Genomic DNA, 18,716 nt, shown 5'->3' on the forward strand with positions numbered 1-18,716 from the left:
CAGGAAACACCAGAGCGAGAGACTTCGTCGCCAGCAGCGCCGCCGCCCTCGTCAGTGATCGGGCTTATAGACCCCCCAACCCGATATAGTCAACAGGCCTATTTTGAAAAAAATCAAAAAACAAATAACTAATTGATTCTTATGTGAGTTTTGTGAAGATGCCCTGTAGTCATCGAAAATAGCCTGCAAAAACACCCACAGATATCCTGGATGAAGCGTCGGGCCGCCTGCACGATGACGGAACAAGCCGCAAAACCGCTTTCTGCGTCCCATCTTCATCAGCGACCCTGCCATTTTATGGGAAACAGCATATGGATCGCCGCAAAAAACGCCCGGTTGATTTGACACCCCTGTCATAAATATGCACATCTTCGCCCCCAGCCTGCGGCTCGCATGAAGGAAGCGGATCACGATCGGCATGATGACGGACAAGATGATGCTCCGATCACTCGGTAACGAGCCGCCTATCCTGGCCGATGGCCGGCGGGCGCCGGATCGGCGCGAAGTGTCTCTTCGTTGGCTTTCCGGCACCTTTCTGACAGGCCTGACGTCGAGTATCCTGATGGGCGTGGCCTTGTTTGCCGCACTTGACGGCCGCCAGCAGCTGGCGATCCCCGCGGAAGCCTACGCGACATCGGACAATCATAATGCCACCGACGACCAGGTCACCCGCGGCGGCCGGCTGATTTCCACCGCGATCGCCTCGAAGCCGTCCGACCGCAATATTCTCGAAGTTTCGACCGTTGTGCGCGATGGCGACAAGGAGGTGGTGCGCCGCCAGCCCTTCGCTCATGTGAAGATCGCGCTCGCCACCAATCGCATCGCCAGCGAAAGCTACCCCCCCTTCGATCCGCTGGCGATCTTTTCCGCCGACGAAAACATACCGCAGCCCGCCAACAAGACCGGCGCCATCTACGGATCGGACGTCGAATCCGAAGTCAGCCTGAAGACGATTGCCTTTCCCACCAAGGATATTCCCTTCCAGCTCGCCGGCTCCATGTCACTCGATGAGGTCGAAGAAAATGTCCGTTCCAACGGTTCGGTGCTGGCGGACGGCAATACCCAGCTTTCGGCGCTCTATTATGTCGACCCGCGCCGTTTCGCCAATGACGATCCCGACGTCGATCTGACGGCGGGCCTTGCAGCCCGCATCGTTGAAGAGAACATGTCGGTCTCCGCTCCGGAAGCCGTGACCGCGCAGACGGAAGAATTTGCCGACGACATCATTCCCGTCCGCGAAAACATGTCGATTGCCGCGGCGCTGACCGGATCCGGTTATCTGAAGGCTGACGCGGACGATGTCGCAGCCAAGATCCAGCCGCTCTTCGGTTCGTCCGATGTCTCCGCCGGCGACGTGTTGCGTATCGGCATCCTTCAGAAGGGTGAGCAGGCGAAAATCATCCGCGCCAGCATCTATCGCGGCACGAAACATCTGCTCACCATCGCGCAGAACGACCGCGGCGAATTCGTCGCCGGCAGTGCACCGCCGATGCTCGATGCCATCGCCACGGCCTTCGATAACGACTTGCCAGCTGTTGCGGCCGGCCGCGACCTGCCGAGCGTCTACGACGGCATCTACCGCGCCGCCCTTTCCTACGGCATGACCAAGGAGATGGTGGCGCAGATCGTCAAGCTGCTTGCGAGCAATGTCGATTTCCAGGCGCAGCTGAAACCGACGGATTCGCTGGAAGCCTTCTTCTCGGTCACCGACGACAAGGGACAGGCGACGGCCGATTCCGAACTGCTCTACGTCAACGCCCGGTTCGGCGACAACGTCACCCGCTTCTATCGCTTCGAGGATCCGACCGATCATTCGATCGACTACTTCGACGAGAATGGCAAGAGCATCCGGCAGTTCCTGCTGCGCAATCCCGTTCCCACCGGCGTCTTCAAATCCGGCTTCGGCATGCGCCGCCACCCGATCCTCGGCTTTGCGCGCATGCATACCGGTGTTGACTGGTCAGCCCCGCGCGGCACGCCGATCATCGCTGCCGGCAACGGCATCGTCGAAAAAGCCGGTTGGGATTCAGGTGGTTTCGGCAATCAGACACTGATCCGCCATGCCAATGGCTACGTCTCCTCCTACAATCACCAGAGCGCGATCGCCAAAGGCGTCGTGCCGGGCGCAAAGGTGGTGCAGGGACAGGTGATCGGCTTTATCGGCTCGACGGGCCTGGCGACCGGCCCCCACCTGCACTACGAGCTGATCGTCAACGGCACGAAAGTCGATCCGCTACGCATCCGCCTTCCCGGCGGCAAATCGCTGGAAGGCGACGCACTCGCCAAGTTCCAGGAAGAACGCAAGCGCATCGATACGCTGCTCACCGACGAGAAGACGAAGCAGATCGCCAGCAAGTAGCCTCGGCCGCTCGGCCTATTTCATGCTGAGCTATCAACACTACGCTACGGCCGATAGCAAAATGGCGGCCCGAAGACCGCCATCTGTGTTGACTCGGTCGGCCAGCTTACGCCGCTTCGTTTACCGCCTGACGCGGGCGGAACAACAGCCGGTCCGAACCGCTGGTGACCTTGACGAGCGAGCCATCCGGAATCTGCCCGGACAGGATCTGCTCGGCGAGCGGATCCTGGACATATTTCTGGATCACCCGCTTCAGCGGCCGTGCACCGTAGACCGGATCGTAGCCCTTGTTGGCCAGCCAATGGCGGGCATCGTCGTCGAGTTCGAGCGTGATCTTGCGTTCCGACAACAGCTTCAGCAGACGTTCGAGCTGAATGTCCACGATCGCGCCCATCTCATCGCGCTTCAGGCGATGGAACAGGATGATCTCGTCGATACGGTTCAGGAATTCCGGCCGGAAATGCGACCGGACGACTTCCATTACCTGCTCGCGCACCAGATCGCTGTCATCGCCGTCCTTCAGCTGGGTGAGATATTCGGCACCCAGATTGGAGGTCATGATGATCATTGTGTTGCGGAAATCGACCGTGCGGCCCTGTCCGTCCGTCAAACGTCCGTCATCCAGAACCTGGAGCAGGATGTTGAAGACATCGGGGTGCGCCTTCTCGATCTCATCGAACAGCACGACCTGATAGGGCCGGCGGCGGACGGCTTCGGTCAATGCGCCGCCTTCCTCATAGCCGACATAGCCGGGAGGGGCACCGATCAACCGCGCCACGGAATGCTTCTCCATGTATTCGGACATGTCGATACGCACCATTGCCGTCTCGTCGTCGAAAAGGAAGCGGGCAAGCGCCTTCGTCAACTCCGTCTTGCCGACACCCGTCGGACCGAGGAAGATGAACGAGCCGATCGGCCGGTTCGGATCCTGCAGGCCGGCACGCGAGCGGCGAACGGCACGCGACACAGCCTGAACGGCGTCACCCTGGCCGACGACCCATTTTGCCAGCTCGTCTTCCATCCGCAGCAGCTTGTCGCGCTCGCCTTCCAGCATCTTGTCCACGGGAATCCCGGTCCAGCGGGAAACGACCTGGGCGATATTGTCGGCGGTAACGACCTCCTGCACCATGGAATCGCGGGCACTATCCTGCTCTTCCGCGGCGTGCAATTCCTTCTCAAGATTGGGGATCACGCCATAGGCAAGCTCGCCTGCACGCTGGAATTCACCCTTGCGCTGGGCAATGGCGAGTTCGTTGCGGGCATCGTCGAGCTGCTTCTTGAGATCGGCGGCAAGACCGAGCTTCTGCTTTTCCGCCTGCCAGCGCGCGGTCAGCGCATCGGCTTCCTCTTCCAGCGAAGCAAGATCGCCCTCCAGCCGCTTCAGCCGGTCGGCGGAAGACTGGTCGGTTTCCTTCTTCAGCGCCTCACGCTCGATCTTCAGCTGGATGATGCGGCGATCGAGTTCATCGAGCTCTTCCGGCTTGGAATCCACCTGCATACGCAGACGCGCCGCTGCCTCGTCCATCAGGTCGATGGCCTTATCCGGCAGGAAGCGATCGGTGATGTAGCGGTTCGACAGGGTTGCAGCAGCCACCAGAGCGGCATCGGCGATGCGCACCTTGTGATGCTGCTCATATTTTTCCTTCAAGCCACGCAGGATCGAGATCGTGTCTTCGACCGTCGGTTCCTCAACCATGACAGGCTGGAAGCGGCGGGCAAGGGCAGGATCCTTCTCGACATGCTTGCGGTATTCATCGAGCGTGGTCGCGCCGACGCAGTGCAGTTCGCCACGCGCGAGCGCAGGCTTCAGCAGGTTGGATGCATCCATCGCACCGTCGGCCTTGCCGGCACCAACAAGGGTGTGCATTTCATCGATGAAGAGGATGATCTCGCCATTTTCCGACTGCACTTCGTTGAGCACGGCCTTCAGCCGCTCTTCGAACTCGCCGCGGAATTTCGCACCGGCAATCAGCGCGCCCATGTCGAGCGCCATCAGCTTCTTGTCCTTCAGCGATTCCGGCACGTCGCCATTGACGATACGTAGCGCCAAGCCTTCGACGATCGCCGTCTTGCCGACGCCGGGCTCACCGATCAACACAGGATTGTTCTTCGTACGGCGGGACAGGACCTGAATCGTGCGACGAATTTCATCGTCACGGCCGATCACAGGGTCGAGCTTGCCTTCGCGAGCCTCGGCGGTGAGGTCTCGGGCATATTTTTTCAAGGAATCGAAGCTTTGCTCCGCATTGGCGGAGTCAGCCGTGCGGCCCTTGCGGATATCGTTGATGACCTGATTGAGGGCAACAGGGGTCACGCCGGCATTCTTCAGGGTTGCCGACGTGGAAGCCGAGGGTTCGATCGCCAAAGCTTGCAAGAGACGCTCGACGGTGACGAAACTATCGCCCGCCTTCTTGGCCGCATCTTCTGCAGTCGTGAAAACCTTGGCGAGCGGCTGTGAGAGATAGACCTGGCCGTCACCGCCGGAAACCTTCGGCAGCTTGGCAAGCGCGGCATCATTGGCGATACGGGCAGCTTTGGCATCGCCGCCGGCACGTTCAATCAACGAGGCGGCCATGCCCTGATCGTCGTCCAGAAGCACCTTGAGAACGTGCTCGGGCGTGAACTGCTGATTACCCTGTGCAAGCGCATTGGTTTGGGCGGATTGCAGAAAACCGCGTACCCGCTCGGAGTATTTTTCAATATTCATATGAGACCTCCATGAATCGCTCTGCCCGGACCCGGCACAGACCGATGATTGAGATTGAGCCCCCTCTAGAGGCGAGCCCCGCCTTACCGCCATTGAGATTTGCAGCAAGACAACTGGAGGAGATATGGGAGGCTATTTGAAGAGTTTAAAGGGTGCAAAACGCGAAAAAAGCGCGGGGTTTGGTTGGCAAATCGCGCCGACTTATTGGCCGGTTCCCTCAGCTAAACCCAGCTTCGACGGTCGATGGTAGCGAATCTTTCTCTCTCGCTACCTGATGACCATTCAGCCCTTTCCATTCGCCCATAGCAAAACGGCAACGGCAGCGCATCTCGCACTGCCGTTGCCGTTTCAATTTCTGCCGACTGCGCCCGAAAGCGTATGGGCCTTATTCCGAGGTTGCGTCCGCCAAGGCCGGAGCTTCGCCCGAAGCGGCTTCGCCCTCACCGTCGCCACCGGCAGCGCTGCGGCGCGGCTGGCGGCGCGGGCGGTTACCGCCGGCACTGCGGCGGCGCGGCTGGCGCTCGGTGGCGGCCACGGCCGGAGTTTCCTCTTCGATCGCCACTTCGGCCGGAATCCCTTCGATCACCGGCTGCGGACCGGTGCCATTGATGACCTCGGGCTCGCTGGCCGGAGCGGCAGCAACCGCTGGAGCAGCCTGCTGCTGGCGACCGTGGGGCTGAGCCATCTGCGGCTGATCGTCAATCTCCTGCGCATCGATATCGTCGATATCGCGCTCGGCATTATCGCGGTCATTGTAATTGTGATGATCGTCGCGCTGGTAGCGCTCCTGCATCTGCGCCTGGGCGCTGGCAATGATCCGATTGTAGTGCTCGGCATGCTGCAGGTAGTTTTCCGCCATGACGCGGTCGCCGGAGCTTTGAGCATCGCGAGCCAAGGCCGCGTACTTCTCGGCGATGTGCTGTGCGGTTCCGCGGATTTTCACATCGGGACCGGAGCTGTCGTAAGTCCTGGTCAGCGGGTTCGAGCCCTTGCGGTTGAAATTGTTGTTGTTATTTCCGCCGCCGCCGTTGTTGTTATTACCACGCCCCCGACCGCGCTTGTTTTGCTGTCCTGGCCTCATAGATCCTTCACCTGAATTCTCTTCGTTGGGATAAAATCATACACGGCACCTGCCGCCGCGGGTCGGATACTTCCGAACCGGGGCCTGCGTGCCGCAAGCAAACTGCGCTTTAGCGCTCGTCTGCCGCTCGACTACGTCAGATTAACTGATCACGCATTGGGTTATCTTCAACCTTTGACACTCTTATCAGAGAGCGGATCCCCGAGGCTGTCCAAGATGAGCGAATCGTCTCGTTCATTCCCAGCCGCCCAACGCGTGAGCGCAACCTATATTGCTTCCTCAGGAAATCCAAGCTTTTTCTTTGCGATAACAACGGGGTTCCACAAATCCGCTGCAAAATGTCACGTTAATGTTGAAATTCAAACACAAGAACCCGGTCGTTCTGGCCGTAGTCCCGAACCGCCTCGACAAGGGAAAATCCTGCTCCTTCAAAAACCGAAGTCACCGTTTCACGCTGATCGTAGCCGATCTCCACACCAATCATACCGTTCTGATATAGAAATCGAGCCGCATCCTTTGCGATCGCCCTGTATGCATCCAGCCCATCAAGGCCCCCATCAAGGGCCGTGGGAGGATCGAAATCCTTTACTTCTGGAGCGAGAGTGGAAATGACACTAGACGCAATATAGGGCGGATTTGAGACAATCACGTGAAAACGTTCGTGGATGGCTTCAAACCAGCTCCCTTGCACAGTTCTGAACCGCGCCGCCAGGCCATTTCGCTCCGCGTTCCCGCGAGCGGTTTCCAGCGCTTCGCTGGAAATATCGGAACCAACGCCCATTGCTTTAGGGCATTCACGAAGCAGGGCCAAACAAATGGCCCCGGTCCCCGTCCCGATGTCCAGTATATGGATATTGCCGATCTGGGATTCAAGACGCCTGACATGTGGCAGCATCGTATCGACGAGAATTTCCGTATCGGGCCGCGGTTCGAGCGTTGCAGCCGAAAGCCGCAGCGAGAGACCATAGAATTCCCGCTCGCCGAGAATGCGATAGACCGGCTCATGATTGAGCCGACGATCGATCGCCGCACGTATCATCACCACGTCATCCTCGGATACGGGCTCGAAACCGTGCGTCACGAGGCCGGTCGCAGAAAGATGCAGAAGGCCGCCGACAAGAATGCGTGCTTCCGTGGCGGGATCGTCGAGATCGGCCCCGGCAAATCGGGCGCGCGCCTCCTGCAGGAGCTCGGATGCGGTCGGCCCCTGCCCGCCACTCATGCCTGTTCGCCGAGCTGGGCGAGCTGGCTCGCCTGATAATCCGCCAGCAGCGCATCGACCACCTCGTCGATCTCGCCCACCATCATCCGGTCGAGCTTGTAGAGCGTCAGGTTGATGCGGTGATCGGTGACGCGCCCCTGCGGGAAATTATAGGTGCGGATGCGCTCGGACCGATCGCCGGAGCCGACCTGGCTCTTGCGGTCGGCGGAACGCTCGCTGTCGGCCCGCTGGCGCTCCATGTCGAACAGGCGAGACCGCAGGACCTGCATGGCTTTAGCGCGGTTCTGATGCTGCGACTTTTCCGAGCTGGTGACAACGATACCCGAGGGAAGATGGGTGATGCGCACGGCCGAGTCGGTCGTGTTGACGTGCTGACCACCGGCACCTGAAGAGCGCATGGTGTCGATGCGGATATCCTCAGGCCGGATCTCGATATCGATTTCTTCGGCTTCCGGCAGCACGGCGACGGTCGCCGCAGAAGTATGAATACGCCCGCTCGCCTCGGTTTCCGGCACACGCTGCACGCGGTGAACGCCGGATTCGAACTTCAATCGGGAAAATACGCCCTTGCCGCTGATGGTGGCGATGATTTCCTTGAAACCACCCGCTTCGCCCTCGCTCGCCGAAAGCACTTCCACCTTCCAGCCATTGCTGGCGGCAAAACGCTCATACATGCGGAAGAGATCGCCAGCGAAAAGGGCCGCTTCCGAGCCGCCAGTGCCGGCGCGGATTTCCAGGATCGCGCTCTTCTCGTCGGCGGCATCCTTCGGCAGAAGCTCGATCTGGATCGCCTTTTCCAGCGTCTCGATTCGCTCCCTGACCTCGGGCAGCTCCATTTCGGCAAGATCGCGCATGTCGCGATCGACGGATTTATCGGAGAGCATGGTTTCGAGATCGGCAGCCTCGGCAAGGGCACGCTCATAATCGCGGATTTTGGTCACAACCGGCTGCAGCTCGGAATATTCGGAAGCAAGCTTCACATAGACATCCGCGGCCGGACCGGCGGACATGCGCGCCTCGATCTCGCCGAAGCGGCGTTCCAATTCGCGCATTTTTTCAACAGGGAGCTTCGCCACCCTCTACTCCAATTCTTCTTATTATCTCTGCTTTGATGTTGTGATGCGCATGATCCTGCCTGCAAAACCGCTTTATGCTTTTCAGGATCGCGCGCTAAAGCGGAATATTGTGGCTCTCGGCAAAGTGCACAAGGATATCCCGCATGGAATTCGTCGGCTGCTTGTCATCGAGTGCGGCTTCCATGACCTCGGACAAGGCCTTGAGGTCAAGCCCGAGCAGCATTGCTTTGACCGGCCCGATCGAGGCCGGCGACATCGAAACCGAGCGGAAACCGATGCCGAGCAGGGCCATGGCCGAAATCGTCTTGCCCGCCAGTTCGCCGCAAAGCGTTACCGGCGTCTTGTTGCGTTCGCCAGCCCGCACAATATCGCGCAGGATACGCAGAAACGGCCGCTCGAGCGGATCGAAGCGATCCGAAACGCGGGCATTGCCACGATCGACCGCCATCGAGAACTGGAACAGGTCGTTGGAGCCGACCGAGACGAAATCGACCTCCGCCATCAGCTCGTCCAGCTGCCACAGCAGCGCGGGCACCTCGAGCATTGCGCCGAACTGCAGCTTGCGCGGCAGGCCGTGCCCGAAGCGCGAAAGGTGCTGCACTTCCTTTTGCAGAAGTTCACGCACGGCTCGGATCTCGGAGACTTCCGTGACCATCGGCACCATCATCTTCAATTCGCTGTCGGCTGCCGCCCTGAGCATAGCCCTGAGCTGCGTGCGCAACAGGCCTGGACGATCGAGCGAGAGGCGGATGGCGCGCCAGCCGAGCGCGGGGTTTTCTTCCTCATGCGCTCGGAAATAGGGAACGACCTTGTCGCCGCCGATATCGAGCGTGCGGAAGGTGACGATACGGCCACCCGCCTGCTTCATGACATTGCGATAGAAGGCTTCCTGTTCATCCGCCTTCGGCATGGTCGAGGCGATCATGAACTGCAGTTCGGTGCGGAACAGACCGATGCCCTCGGCTCCGGATTCCGCAAGTTGCGGCAGGTCTACCAGCAGACCGGCATTCATCAGCAGCGAAATGCGCTGCCCGTCCTTTGTGATCGGCTCGACGGAACGCAGAGCCCGGAACTGCTCCTGCCTACGGGCACGGAACCGGACCTTCTCTTCATAGGAGCGCTGATGATCAGCCATCGGCCGCAGGTGTACATGACCACCGTCGCCGTCGATGATGACCGGATCGCCGTTTTCGGCCAGCGCAACGACACCTACCGCCTGTCCGACGACCGGAATGCCCATGGCGCGTGCCACGATGACGACGTGGCTCGTGACAGCGCCCTCTTCCAGCACCAGGCCGCGAATATTGGCGCGGGGATAATCGAGCAGTTCAGCCGCGCCCATCGCACGCGCGAAAATGACCGCATCGTTCGGGAAGCCTTCCGCGCTGGTACGGCCTGAATGTCCAATGAGCTGCCGCAAAAGCCGGTTCGCCAGATCTTCGAAATCGTGCATGCGTTCGCGCAGATAGGGATCGGTCAGGCGCATCATGCGCGCCTTTGTGTCACTCTGCACCTTTTCGACGGCGGCTTCAGCGGTCAGGCCGTTGCGGACGGCTTCCTCAAGCTTGCGCACCCAGCCCTGGTCGTGCGCGAACATGCGGTAGGTCTCAAGCACCTCGCGATGCTCACCTTCCATGGACACGTCACGGCGCGACAGCATGTCGTCGATCGAAATGCGCAGCGAACCGAGTGCCTCGGCGAGGCGGCCGATTTCCTTGTCGGCATCCTCGTTCAAGAGATTGGTGACGACGATGCGCGGCTCGTGCAGCACGACATAGCCGAGGCCGATGCCTTCATTGTAGCTGTCGCCATCGATCGTAACGGAGCGAGTGAGATCGAGTTCCAGGCCAGGCTTGGTGATCTTCTTCAGCTCGCCGGTCGCGATCATCTCGGCCAGCACCATGGCCGTCGTTTCGAGCGCCTCCAGCTCTTCCTCGCGATAATTGCGGCTCGCCTTGTTCTGGACGACGAGAACGCCGAGCGAACGGCCGGTGCGCAGGATCGGCACGCCGAGGAAGGAGTGATAGATCTCTTCGCCGGTTTCCGGAAGGTAGCGGAAGGCCGGATGCGATTGTGCATCGGAAAGATTGAGCGGCTGGGCGGATGCGGCAATCGTGCCGACCAGGCCTTGCCCCATCTTCAATTGCGAAAGGTGGACGGCCTCTTTATTCAGACCCTCGGTGGCATAAAGCTCAAGGACACCGTCGGCGCGCAGCACATAGACCGAGCAAACCTCGGCAACCATATTGCTGGCAATCTGGCGGACGATCCGGTCAAGGCGCTCCTGCGGCTCCAGCGGCTCCGCCATCAATTCGCGTAGCCGCTTGAGCAGAACGCGTGGACCGCCGGATAGGTCTCTCATTGCGCCACTAGCTCCCGAATCAAGATGTCATGCCCGTCTTGCCCACGTCAGGGCCGGCCGAAACTCGCCTCCGTCACGGTCCGTCGTCAGCAGTCGTGACTCAACTCTTATCCAGACCGTAGCAGGAATGCAAAGTCCTGACTGCGAGTTCTGCATAAGGACCGTCGATCAGGATGGAAATCTTGATTTCTGACGTCGTAATGGCCTTGATGTTGATGCCTTTTTCGGCAAGTGCCCTGAAAGCGGTCGCAGCTACGCCTGCATGCGAGCGCATACCGATGCCGATGACGGAAACCTTGACCAGACCTGATTCGCTCTGGACGACGTCGTAGCCGATCTTTTCCTTGTTTTCGCCAAGAACGCGCAGCGCCTTCTCGACGTCGCCCGAGGGCACCGTGAAGGTCATATCGGTCTTGGAGCCGTCTTCGGAAATGTTCTGAACGATCATGTCGACATTGATGTGGTTTTCGGCCAGCGGCCCGAAGATCGCAGCGGAAACACCCGGCCGGTCGGCAAGACGACGCAGCGAGATCTGAGCCTCATCCTTGGCATAGGCAATGCCGGTGACTACTTCCTGTTCCACGATTTCTTCCTCGTCACAAATCAGCGTTCCGGGCGGGTTAAGCAGATCGCCCATGCCCGGAGCATCGGGATCCTCGAAAGAAGAGCGCACGAAAGTGCGGACCTTGAACACCATGGCGAGCTCAACCGAGCGCACCTGCAGCACCTTCGCACCGAGAGACGCCATTTCGAGCATTTCCTCGAAGGCGATCTTCTTGAGGCGGCGCGCCTTCGGCTCGATGCGCGGGTCGGTCGTGTAGACGCCATCGACATCCGTGTAGATATCGCAGCGATCGGCCTTCACGGCGGCGGCGATCGCAACGGCCGACGTGTCGGAACCGCCGCGGCCGAGCGTCGCGACGCGATTGTCGGGACCGAGACCCTGGAACCCGGCGACGACGGCGACCTGCCCTTCCTTCATGCGGCGGATCATGTCTTCGCCGTCGATGTCGAGAATGCGGGCCGCACCATGCGCATTGTCGGTGCGGATGGGGATCTGCCAACCCTGCCACGAACGGGCGTTGATGCCCATGGCCTGCAGCGCAATCGCCAGCAGGCCGGAGGTGACCTGCTCGCCCGAAGCCACGACGGCGTCATATTCGCGTGCATCGTAGATCGAGTGATTGGCGCCGGAGACTTTCGGCATGTTCTGGACCCAGCCGACCAGTTCGTTGGTCTTGCCGGACATGGCGGAAACGACGACTGCCACTTCGTGACCGGCATCGACCTCGCGTTTCACATGGCGTGCAACGTTCTTGATACGGTCCAGATCCGCGACGGAGGTCCCGCCGAATTTCATCACGATGCGTGCCATGTGCCTCTACCAGTACCCTGCGCCGGGCGGCCGAATGCGGAAAGCCCGACATGCAAAATCGCCCTTCCGGTTCGGTAGCCGGAAAAGCGTGATCTCAATGGGGCCGTCTCTTAGCGAGTTTGTCGGGCAGGCGCAATAGCATCGGACGCCAGAGGCGACGAAAAGTTTACTCTAAAAATCCACTTTTAAGGTCGACCAGAGCTTGTCGAGAATGCCCCCTTCCTTGGGGATATTTTCTTTGTTGAGGAAGGTGGCGACAAGCACGCCGCCTTCCGGCCGGCCGGTCGCGACGATCTCATATTCCATGACGTCGTCGTCCGTGGTCGTCTCGGCCTTCACGCCCTTCAGCACGGTACCGCTCGGCAATGTGCGCTGGGTCGCTCGCTTGCTGATTTTCGCGCCGCCATTGATGCTCTCCTGCACCATCTGCTGGAGTACGACATCGGTATAGCTGGAAGGGTTAAGACCCTTATAGACCTGCACGATGATGCCCGTGCCGATCGGCGTCATCAGCGCATATTGCTGCACGCCGTCGCCGAGATCCGTCTTTGCAACCGTGAACTTGCCATCATGATCGAAGGAGAATTTGCCGCCGGTGAAGGTCACCGTCTCGCTGCGCTGCAGCTCCACCGGGACCTTGCGGCCATCCTTCATGGTGACTTCGAGCGTATCGCCGGGATTGATGCCGACGCTGACTCCGTCGATCGTCAGGCGAAACCCCTTGCCGTCCCCGGCGCATGCATGGCTGGCCGCAAACCAGCACATGGCGACGACCGTCGCGAGACGGAGTGGTCTCATGAGGAGCTCCTCTACAGGCCAGTCGATCGCAATCGATCCCGGTTCCGAAAGTCCATTTCACAACCCGGCGATTGATCGGCCATAAGATACCGCCATGTCAACCTCCGCACCGCAATTCGCATCGCGCAATCGAGATACCCCACAGCTGATCGAAGGCCGCAGGCCCTTGACATCGCGCATCGATCGTCCGACTTCACCCTTCAGGTAGAATTATTGCTTGCAGTCGTGCGAACCGCAGAACGACGCAAATGATGGAGTGAGCCATGAGCGAAACGGCAAAGAGCACGATCGACCAGAGCGAAGTGGACCGTTTTTCCGCCATGGCGGCTGAGTGGTGGAGCCCGACCGGCAAGTTCAAACCGCTTCACAAGTTCAATCCGGTCCGTCTGGCATATATCCGCGACCGCGCCTGCGAGAATTTCGACCGCGATCCGAAGAGCAGCCGACCGCTTGAGGGCCTTCGCGTGCTCGACATCGGCTGCGGCGGCGGTCTGCTGTCGGAACCGGTAGCGCGCATGGGCGCCACCGTCATCGGCGCCGATCCCTCGGAAAAGAACATCGGCATCGCCTCGACGCACGCGAAAGCCTCCGGCGTTCCCGTCGACTACCGAGCCGTCACCGCCGAGCAGCTGGCCGAAGCCGGCGAAACCTTCGATATCGTGCTGAACATGGAAGTGGTCGAGCATGTCGCCGACGTCGAATTCTTCCTGTCGACCTGCGCAAAAATGGTGCGTCCCGGCGGCTTGATGTTCGTTGCGACCATCAACCGCACCATGAAGGCGGCAGCCCTTGCCATCTTCGCCGCCGAAAACGTGCTTCGCTGGCTGCCCCGCGGTACGCACCAGTATGAAAAGCTGGTCCGCCCGGAGGAAATCGAAAAGCCGCTTGCCGCAAGCGGCCTCGATATCATTGCCCGCACAGGCGTCTTCTATTCGCCGCTGCAGGACCGCTGGAACCTCTCGAAGGATATGGACGTCAACTACATGCTTCTGGCGAAGCGAGCGAACTTGGGCTGATCGTGCATCTGCGAATCCGCCTCAGACCTTCAATGTCAGCACGTGTGCCAGCAACTCGCTCTGGCCCACGGCGTTGCGAGCAACGATCTCTTTAATGCGAAGGCGATCGATCTCCTGAGGCCGGCCAGCAGGCCCATAGGGCTGCTTGAACGAGAAGGCAGCCGGGCCGGCACCATGATCGTGCAAATGTTCCAGGCGCTCGACGCCATCCCTCCATTCCGGAATGGTCCCGTGATCCACCCACCAAAGGACAAGCGGCGGCCAGCTCTGCCTGAGGTTCCAGTGTCGCGCGCCTTTCAGGGCGTCGGCATGCACGCCGCTATAGGTGAATGCCATCAGCGATTCGATATCGGCCCAGAGCGACAGTGACGATGGCGCCGTCTGAAAGCCGCTGCCCTCGATGAAACGCGGAAAGACCTGTTGACCCCAACAGGGAACGCCCGGTTCGCCGGAATAACCGGATCGACCGATAAAGCCATCAGCCCGGGCAGCAGCCTCGAAATTCGCCGCCTCGCGCAGCCGAAATCCCTCGACCTCAGGACTCTCGTAGGCCGCGACATGCAGCCCGAAATTATACATGGCGAGATGTTTGCTGCCGGTCGCCGGCATCAGTTGATATCGTCTGGCAACACGGGAATGGCTGCGATCTCGATACCCTCCTCGACAAGGGCCTGCGCCTCATCAGGCGTCGCCTTGCCGATGATCCCACGCGCATCTGCTTCGCCGTAATGGATCTTGCGGGCCTCTTCCGGGAATTTGGCGCCGACATCCTCGGCATTGGCCTTGATGGCGTCGACCGCTTCCTTGAGCTTGGCCATCGCCTCCTTGCGGGCGGCATCCATGGCAAGCGTCTGCATCTCGTCCTTCTTGCGCGCGGTCGAAACCGAAGGCGCCATCAGCTGCTTGGAGATCGCAGCCGAATTACAGACCGGACAGGTGAGAAAACCGCTTGCGACCTGGCGGTCGAAATCGGCACTTTCGGCAAACCAGCCCTCGAACTCATGGGCATTGTCACAGGTAAGCGAATAACGGATCAAGCAGCGACGCCTCCAGCCGCCGGCGTCGCGATCTTCTCCAGCGAAAATTCGCGCGCATTCTTCAGGTTCGGTATCTTGTCATGGGCTGATTTGACGGCAGCGATATCGATCTCGGCGATGACCACGGCCTCGCCCGTGCCACCGGCGGATGCCAGCACCTTGCCCCAGGGATCGATGATCATCGAATGGCCGAAAGTCTCACGGCCGTCCTCATGCTTGCCGGCCTGCGCGGCGGCAATGACGAACATGCCGTTTTCGATGGCGCGGGCGCGCAGCAGAATTTCCCAATGCGCTTCACCGGTCTGCTTTGTGAAGGCGGCAGGTACCGTCATCACCTCGGCGCCAGCAACGGCCTGGGCGCGGAAGAGCTGCGGAAAGCGCACATCGTAGCAGATGGAAAAGCCGAGTTCGGCGAACGGCAGCGATGCGATGCGCGCCTCCGACCCCGGCCGATAGACGGCGCTTTCGCGCCAGCTCTCGCCATTGTCAAGATCGACGTCGAACATATGGATCTTGTCGTAGCGATTGATGAGCTTGCCGTCGGGACCGAAGAGGAAGCCACGATTGGCGATCTTGCCGTCATCGAGCGCAATGGCAGTCGAACCGATATGCAGGTATATGCCGAGCTCTTCTGCCAGTCCGGACGCCGTCTTGACGATGATATCGTTCGGCTCGTCACGCAGCACAGCGCGCAGGCCCGGACGATCCTTCTGCACCGCGCCGGTCATCTCCGGCGTTTGCACATAGACAGCACCCTGCGAAGCGGCGTCGCGCACCAGGCGCGCCATATCAGCCGCGTTCTTCACCGGATCGACACCGGAACACATCTGGACGGCGGCAGCCTTGAAGCTCATCGGTTTCTCCCTCGTAAAGACAGGTCAGGCAGCCAGCATCGGATCGAGCTTGCCGGCCCGGTCGAGCGCATGGATGTCGTCGCAGCCGCCGACATGCTCACCATTGATGAAGATCTGCGGGAAGGTCGCGGCGCCGTTCGACTTCGCGATCATCTCCTGCCGCAGTTCGGGCGAATAGGTGGCGTTGTGCTCGACATAATCGACGCCTTTGGATTCGAGCAGAGATTTCGCACGGGCGCAATAGCCGCAGAATTCACGCGTATAGATGACGACGGATGCCATGATCCACTCCGGAAAAGCCTAGATTGATTGTCATATAAGATGGCCGACGACCCTTGCAAAGGTCAAAACCGTGACATCGGCCGCACCTGCTTTCTTCAGTGCGCGCGTGGCCGCGGCAACCGTGGCGCCCGTGGTATAGACATCATCGACCAGAACGACGCGCCGCCCGAATATATCGGCCGCCCGATGCTCGGAGACGGCGAAAGCACCGCGCACATTGTCCTGTCGCGCCTTCGCCCCGAGACCCACCTGCTGGCTCGTGCGTTTGACGCGCAGGAGCGTTGCGGCGAGCAGCGGCTTGCCTGAAAGACGGGCAATGTGGCGAGCAAGCTCGGCAGCCTGATTGTATTTGCGCGCAAACAGCCGCGCCCGGTGCAGCGGCACCGGAATGATCGCATCGCAATCCGCAATCGTGCCGTCGCTGGCACGCAGCATCCAGCCGGCCATCATCGGCGCGAGATCGGTGCGATCGCGATACTTCAGGCTCAGAACGAGATCCCGGACGATGCCGTCGTGAACGGCGGCGGAGCGCAGGCGGTCGAAGACGGGCGGATCGGCAATCGCCTCTGCGCTGAGGATGCCAGCGCCAAGATCATGGGAGAACGGACTGCCGAGCACCTCGCAATAGGGCCGCTCGATAAAGCGAATGCCCGACCAGCATGCCGCGCAAAGACCGCGATGCGCGCCGAGGGAAACGCCACAACCCGGGCAGGCCGGCGGATAGACCAGATCGGCAAGAGCCATCCAGGGTCTTTTCAGCCCGGCGCCCAGCATAGACAAGGTGATTTCGCGTCCCATCATCCCCATATGATTGACACTAGCAATTCCGGGAAAAGTGTATAGCGGTTTTCCGTCCGGAATTGCGCAAGAGAAAACGCGCGTGCCCGGCACGCGCCGCCGAATTGATGATAGTGCAGGAAACCACCATGGAAATCGTGTTCGACCAATCGCTGCTTGCAGCCCGCAAGCGCCGGGCCTTGAGACAAGGCGACCCGAAAGCGGCATTCCTGCTCGACATTGCCGCCGGCGAACTGGCGGAGCGGCTTGGCGTCACCGAACGCCATTTCGACGAAGCCGTCGAGCTGCATGGCACGACCGGCGTAGCTGCGCATCTGGCTCTGGCAACCGGCAAGATCAGCCATTTGAAAAGGATCGAAAGCGAAATGGGTTTTGCCGCTCCCGGCGAGACCCTTATCGAAGCGCCGCCGGAAGAACTGCCGCTGGAGCCGGAATCGGTCAATCTCGTGCTTTCGCCGCTTAGCCTGCATGTCACAAACGACACGCCCGGCGTCTTCATCCAGATCCGCCGCGCGCTGAAGGCGGATGGTCTTTTCCTGGCGGCGATCCCCGGCTCTGGAACCCTGCAGGAATTGCGCGACGTGCTGCTCGCGACCGAAATCGAACTGACGGGGGGCGCAAGCCCGCGCGTCATCCCCTTTGCCGATGTCCGCGATGTCGGTGGCCTCCTGCAGCGTGCCGGCTTTACCTTGCCCGTCATCGACGCCGAAACCTATACGGTGCGCTACGACAATCTCTTTGCCCTGATGCGCGACCTGCGCGCCATGGGCATGACCAATCCGCTGGTCGACCGCAGCCGCAAACCGCTGACGCGTGCCTTCTTCCTGCGTGCGGCCGAGCTTTACGCCGAACGCTATTCCGATCCGGACGGGCGGATCAGGGCGACATTCTCCATCATCTACGTCTCAGGCTGGACGCCGCACGAAAGCCAGCAGAAGCCGCTGCGGCCTGGTTCGGCCAAGGCGCGGTTGGCCGATGCGCTCAAGGTCGAGGAACACAAGCTCAAGCAATAGGCGGTCGCGTCAGTTCTGGGACGCCGCCGAATTCTGTATCGTATTGGACAGGAGGTTGAATGTGCTTGAGAGGCTGCCTCCGAAGGCGCCGACACCGCTGATGATCGCAGCCGACATCAAGGCTGCGATGAGACCATATTCAATGACCGTGGCACCGGTCTTATCGGTGAAAATACGCCGAACGGAACGCATAAGCTCGAAGCTCCCAGCATTGGACAACTGATGAATCCGATGCTCGTCATGGCATCCGGCAGGCTATGCTCACGCGCCAGAGCGTTTGTGCTTCTTTAAGTCGCAAAAACGCTCTATCTTTTTGTTTCTACGCAATTCCGATGGGAAACCGCTACGCACTTTTCCTGGAATTGCTCTATTGGCAGCCGCTGTCGGCACCATAACCCTGGACGATACAAACCGAACCCGGCTCCTGCTGCAGAACACTACGGCGGATCGTATACCGCTTGCCGTTTTCCGTCTGCGGGATCGAACCCGTGGTAATATTGTCAATATCCGGCGCGCTTGCAAGCACGCGTGACTTGGATTTGTCTGATAGCATCGGGGTCAGAATAAGCGAAAGCGCGACCGCCGCCGTACCGAACAGCAAAGCGATATTCAACGCGCCCGTTCTGCGCGACGTGGAATAGGACTGCTCTTTTTCCTGAACAGCTTTCCAGAAATCGTCGTCCATTGTGTCAAGCCTTCTCTAACGCACCCAACAACCGCTTGATTGAGAGAATTG

The 18,716-nt window shown here is 60.2% G+C and carries 18 protein-coding genes; 3 read left to right on the forward strand and 15 right to left on the reverse strand.

Annotated elements, in window-relative coordinates:
• Positions 1–51: 51 nt before the first annotated feature.
• On the reverse strand, positions 52–432 hold the full coding sequence (locus FBZ99_RS28495; protein WP_145636228.1) for a hypothetical protein: 381 nt from the start codon (positions 430–432) through the stop codon (positions 52–54).
• Here FBZ99_RS28495 and FBZ99_RS28500 point away from each other — a divergent pair.
• Positions 419–2,359, forward strand: a complete 1,941-nt coding sequence (locus tag FBZ99_RS28500) for a M23 family metallopeptidase (RefSeq protein WP_145636231.1) — start codon at positions 419–421, stop codon at positions 2,357–2,359. The two genes, FBZ99_RS28495 and FBZ99_RS28500, sit on opposite strands and share 14 nt — an antisense overlap.
• 106 nt (positions 2,360–2,465) lie before the next feature.
• On the opposite strand, the gene clpB is transcribed toward FBZ99_RS28500, so the two are convergent.
• From clpB to FBZ99_RS28535, 7 genes are all read right to left on the reverse strand, one after another.
• Positions 2,466–5,066, reverse strand: coding sequence for an ATP-dependent chaperone ClpB (gene clpB / locus FBZ99_RS28505; protein WP_145636238.1), 2,601 nt, complete (start codon positions 5,064–5,066; stop codon positions 2,466–2,468).
• Between the two features lie 385 nt (positions 5,067–5,451).
• The gene (locus FBZ99_RS28510) at positions 5,452–6,147 is read right to left on the reverse strand and encodes a DUF4167 domain-containing protein (RefSeq protein ID WP_095435959.1); all 696 of its coding nucleotides are present in this window, start codon (positions 6,145–6,147) and stop codon (positions 5,452–5,454) included.
• A 346-nt stretch (positions 6,148–6,493) separates the two neighbouring features.
• Positions 6,494–7,369 carry a peptide chain release factor N(5)-glutamine methyltransferase gene (prmC, locus tag FBZ99_RS28515; RefSeq protein WP_145636240.1) on the reverse strand — a complete coding sequence of 292 codons (876 nt, stop codon included), beginning with the start codon at positions 7,367–7,369 and terminating at the stop codon, positions 6,494–6,496.
• On the reverse strand, positions 7,366–8,445 hold the full coding sequence (gene prfA / locus FBZ99_RS28520; protein WP_113332334.1) for a peptide chain release factor 1: 1,080 nt from the start codon (positions 8,443–8,445) through the stop codon (positions 7,366–7,368). The genes prmC and prfA overlap by 4 nt, the downstream gene beginning before the upstream one ends.
• Before the next feature lie 94 nt (positions 8,446–8,539).
• Entirely contained in the window at positions 8,540–10,807 is a 2,268-nt protein-coding gene (gene ptsP / locus FBZ99_RS28525; RefSeq protein ID WP_113354191.1) for a phosphoenolpyruvate--protein phosphotransferase, read from the reverse strand.
• Between the two features lie 100 nt (positions 10,808–10,907).
• Complete coding sequence (locus FBZ99_RS28530) at positions 10,908–12,182, reverse strand: aspartate kinase (RefSeq protein WP_069612962.1); 1,275 nt, start codon at positions 12,180–12,182, stop codon at positions 10,908–10,910.
• Between the two features lie 171 nt (positions 12,183–12,353).
• Positions 12,354–12,980, reverse strand: a complete 627-nt coding sequence (locus tag FBZ99_RS28535; RefSeq protein WP_113332336.1) for a hypothetical protein — start codon at positions 12,978–12,980, stop codon at positions 12,354–12,356.
• A 263-nt stretch (positions 12,981–13,243) separates the two neighbouring features.
• Here FBZ99_RS28535 and ubiG point away from each other — a divergent pair, with 263 nt between their 5' ends.
• Positions 13,244–13,996, forward strand: coding sequence for a bifunctional 2-polyprenyl-6-hydroxyphenol methylase/3-demethylubiquinol 3-O-methyltransferase UbiG (gene ubiG, locus FBZ99_RS28540; protein WP_145636243.1), 753 nt, complete (start codon positions 13,244–13,246; stop codon positions 13,994–13,996).
• A 21-nt stretch (positions 13,997–14,017) separates the two neighbouring features.
• Here ubiG and FBZ99_RS28545 read toward each other — a convergent pair whose 3' ends face one another.
• The 5 genes from FBZ99_RS28545 to FBZ99_RS28565 are packed head-to-tail and all read right to left on the reverse strand — an operon-like array spanning position 14,018 to position 16,976.
• On the reverse strand, positions 14,018–14,605 hold the full coding sequence (locus FBZ99_RS28545) for a DUF3291 domain-containing protein (protein ID WP_113332338.1): 588 nt from the start codon (positions 14,603–14,605) through the stop codon (positions 14,018–14,020).
• The gene (locus tag FBZ99_RS28550) at positions 14,605–15,033 is read right to left on the reverse strand and encodes a DUF1178 family protein (protein ID WP_145636245.1); all 429 of its coding nucleotides are present in this window, start codon (positions 15,031–15,033) and stop codon (positions 14,605–14,607) included. Before FBZ99_RS28550 ends, FBZ99_RS28545 begins: the two co-directional genes overlap by 1 nt.
• A complete protein-coding gene (locus FBZ99_RS28555; RefSeq protein ID WP_145636247.1) occupies positions 15,030–15,887 on the reverse strand; it encodes a carbon-nitrogen hydrolase family protein in 858 nt (285 codons plus the stop codon). Before FBZ99_RS28555 ends, FBZ99_RS28550 begins: the two co-directional genes overlap by 4 nt.
• Positions 15,888–15,911: 24 nt before the next feature.
• Positions 15,912–16,169 (reverse strand): glutaredoxin 3, encoded by a 258-nt coding sequence (gene grxC / locus FBZ99_RS28560; protein WP_069612956.1) that lies wholly within the window; start codon positions 16,167–16,169, stop codon positions 15,912–15,914.
• 30 nt (positions 16,170–16,199) lie between these two features.
• Complete coding sequence (locus tag FBZ99_RS28565; protein ID WP_145636249.1) at positions 16,200–16,976, reverse strand: ComF family protein; 777 nt, start codon at positions 16,974–16,976, stop codon at positions 16,200–16,202.
• A 119-nt stretch (positions 16,977–17,095) separates the two neighbouring features.
• On the opposite strand from FBZ99_RS28565, the gene FBZ99_RS28570 reads away from it, so the two are divergent.
• Positions 17,096–17,980 carry a methyltransferase domain-containing protein gene (locus FBZ99_RS28570; RefSeq protein ID WP_113354197.1) on the forward strand — a complete coding sequence of 295 codons (885 nt, stop codon included), beginning with the start codon at positions 17,096–17,098 and terminating at the stop codon, positions 17,978–17,980.
• A 9-nt stretch (positions 17,981–17,989) separates the two neighbouring features.
• Here FBZ99_RS28570 and FBZ99_RS28575 read toward each other — a convergent pair whose 3' ends face one another.
• A complete protein-coding gene (locus tag FBZ99_RS28575) occupies positions 17,990–18,172 on the reverse strand; it encodes a Flp family type IVb pilin (protein WP_069612954.1) in 183 nt (60 codons plus the stop codon).
• A gap of 175 nt (positions 18,173–18,347) precedes the next feature.
• Entirely contained in the window at positions 18,348–18,665 is a 318-nt protein-coding gene (locus FBZ99_RS28580) for a hypothetical protein (RefSeq protein WP_069612953.1), read from the reverse strand.
• Between the last annotated feature and the right edge of the window lie 51 nt (positions 18,666–18,716).

Source organism: Rhizobium sp. ERR 1071, assembly GCF_007828675.1.
GTDB lineage: Bacteria > Pseudomonadota > Alphaproteobacteria > Rhizobiales > Rhizobiaceae > Rhizobium > Rhizobium dioscoreae.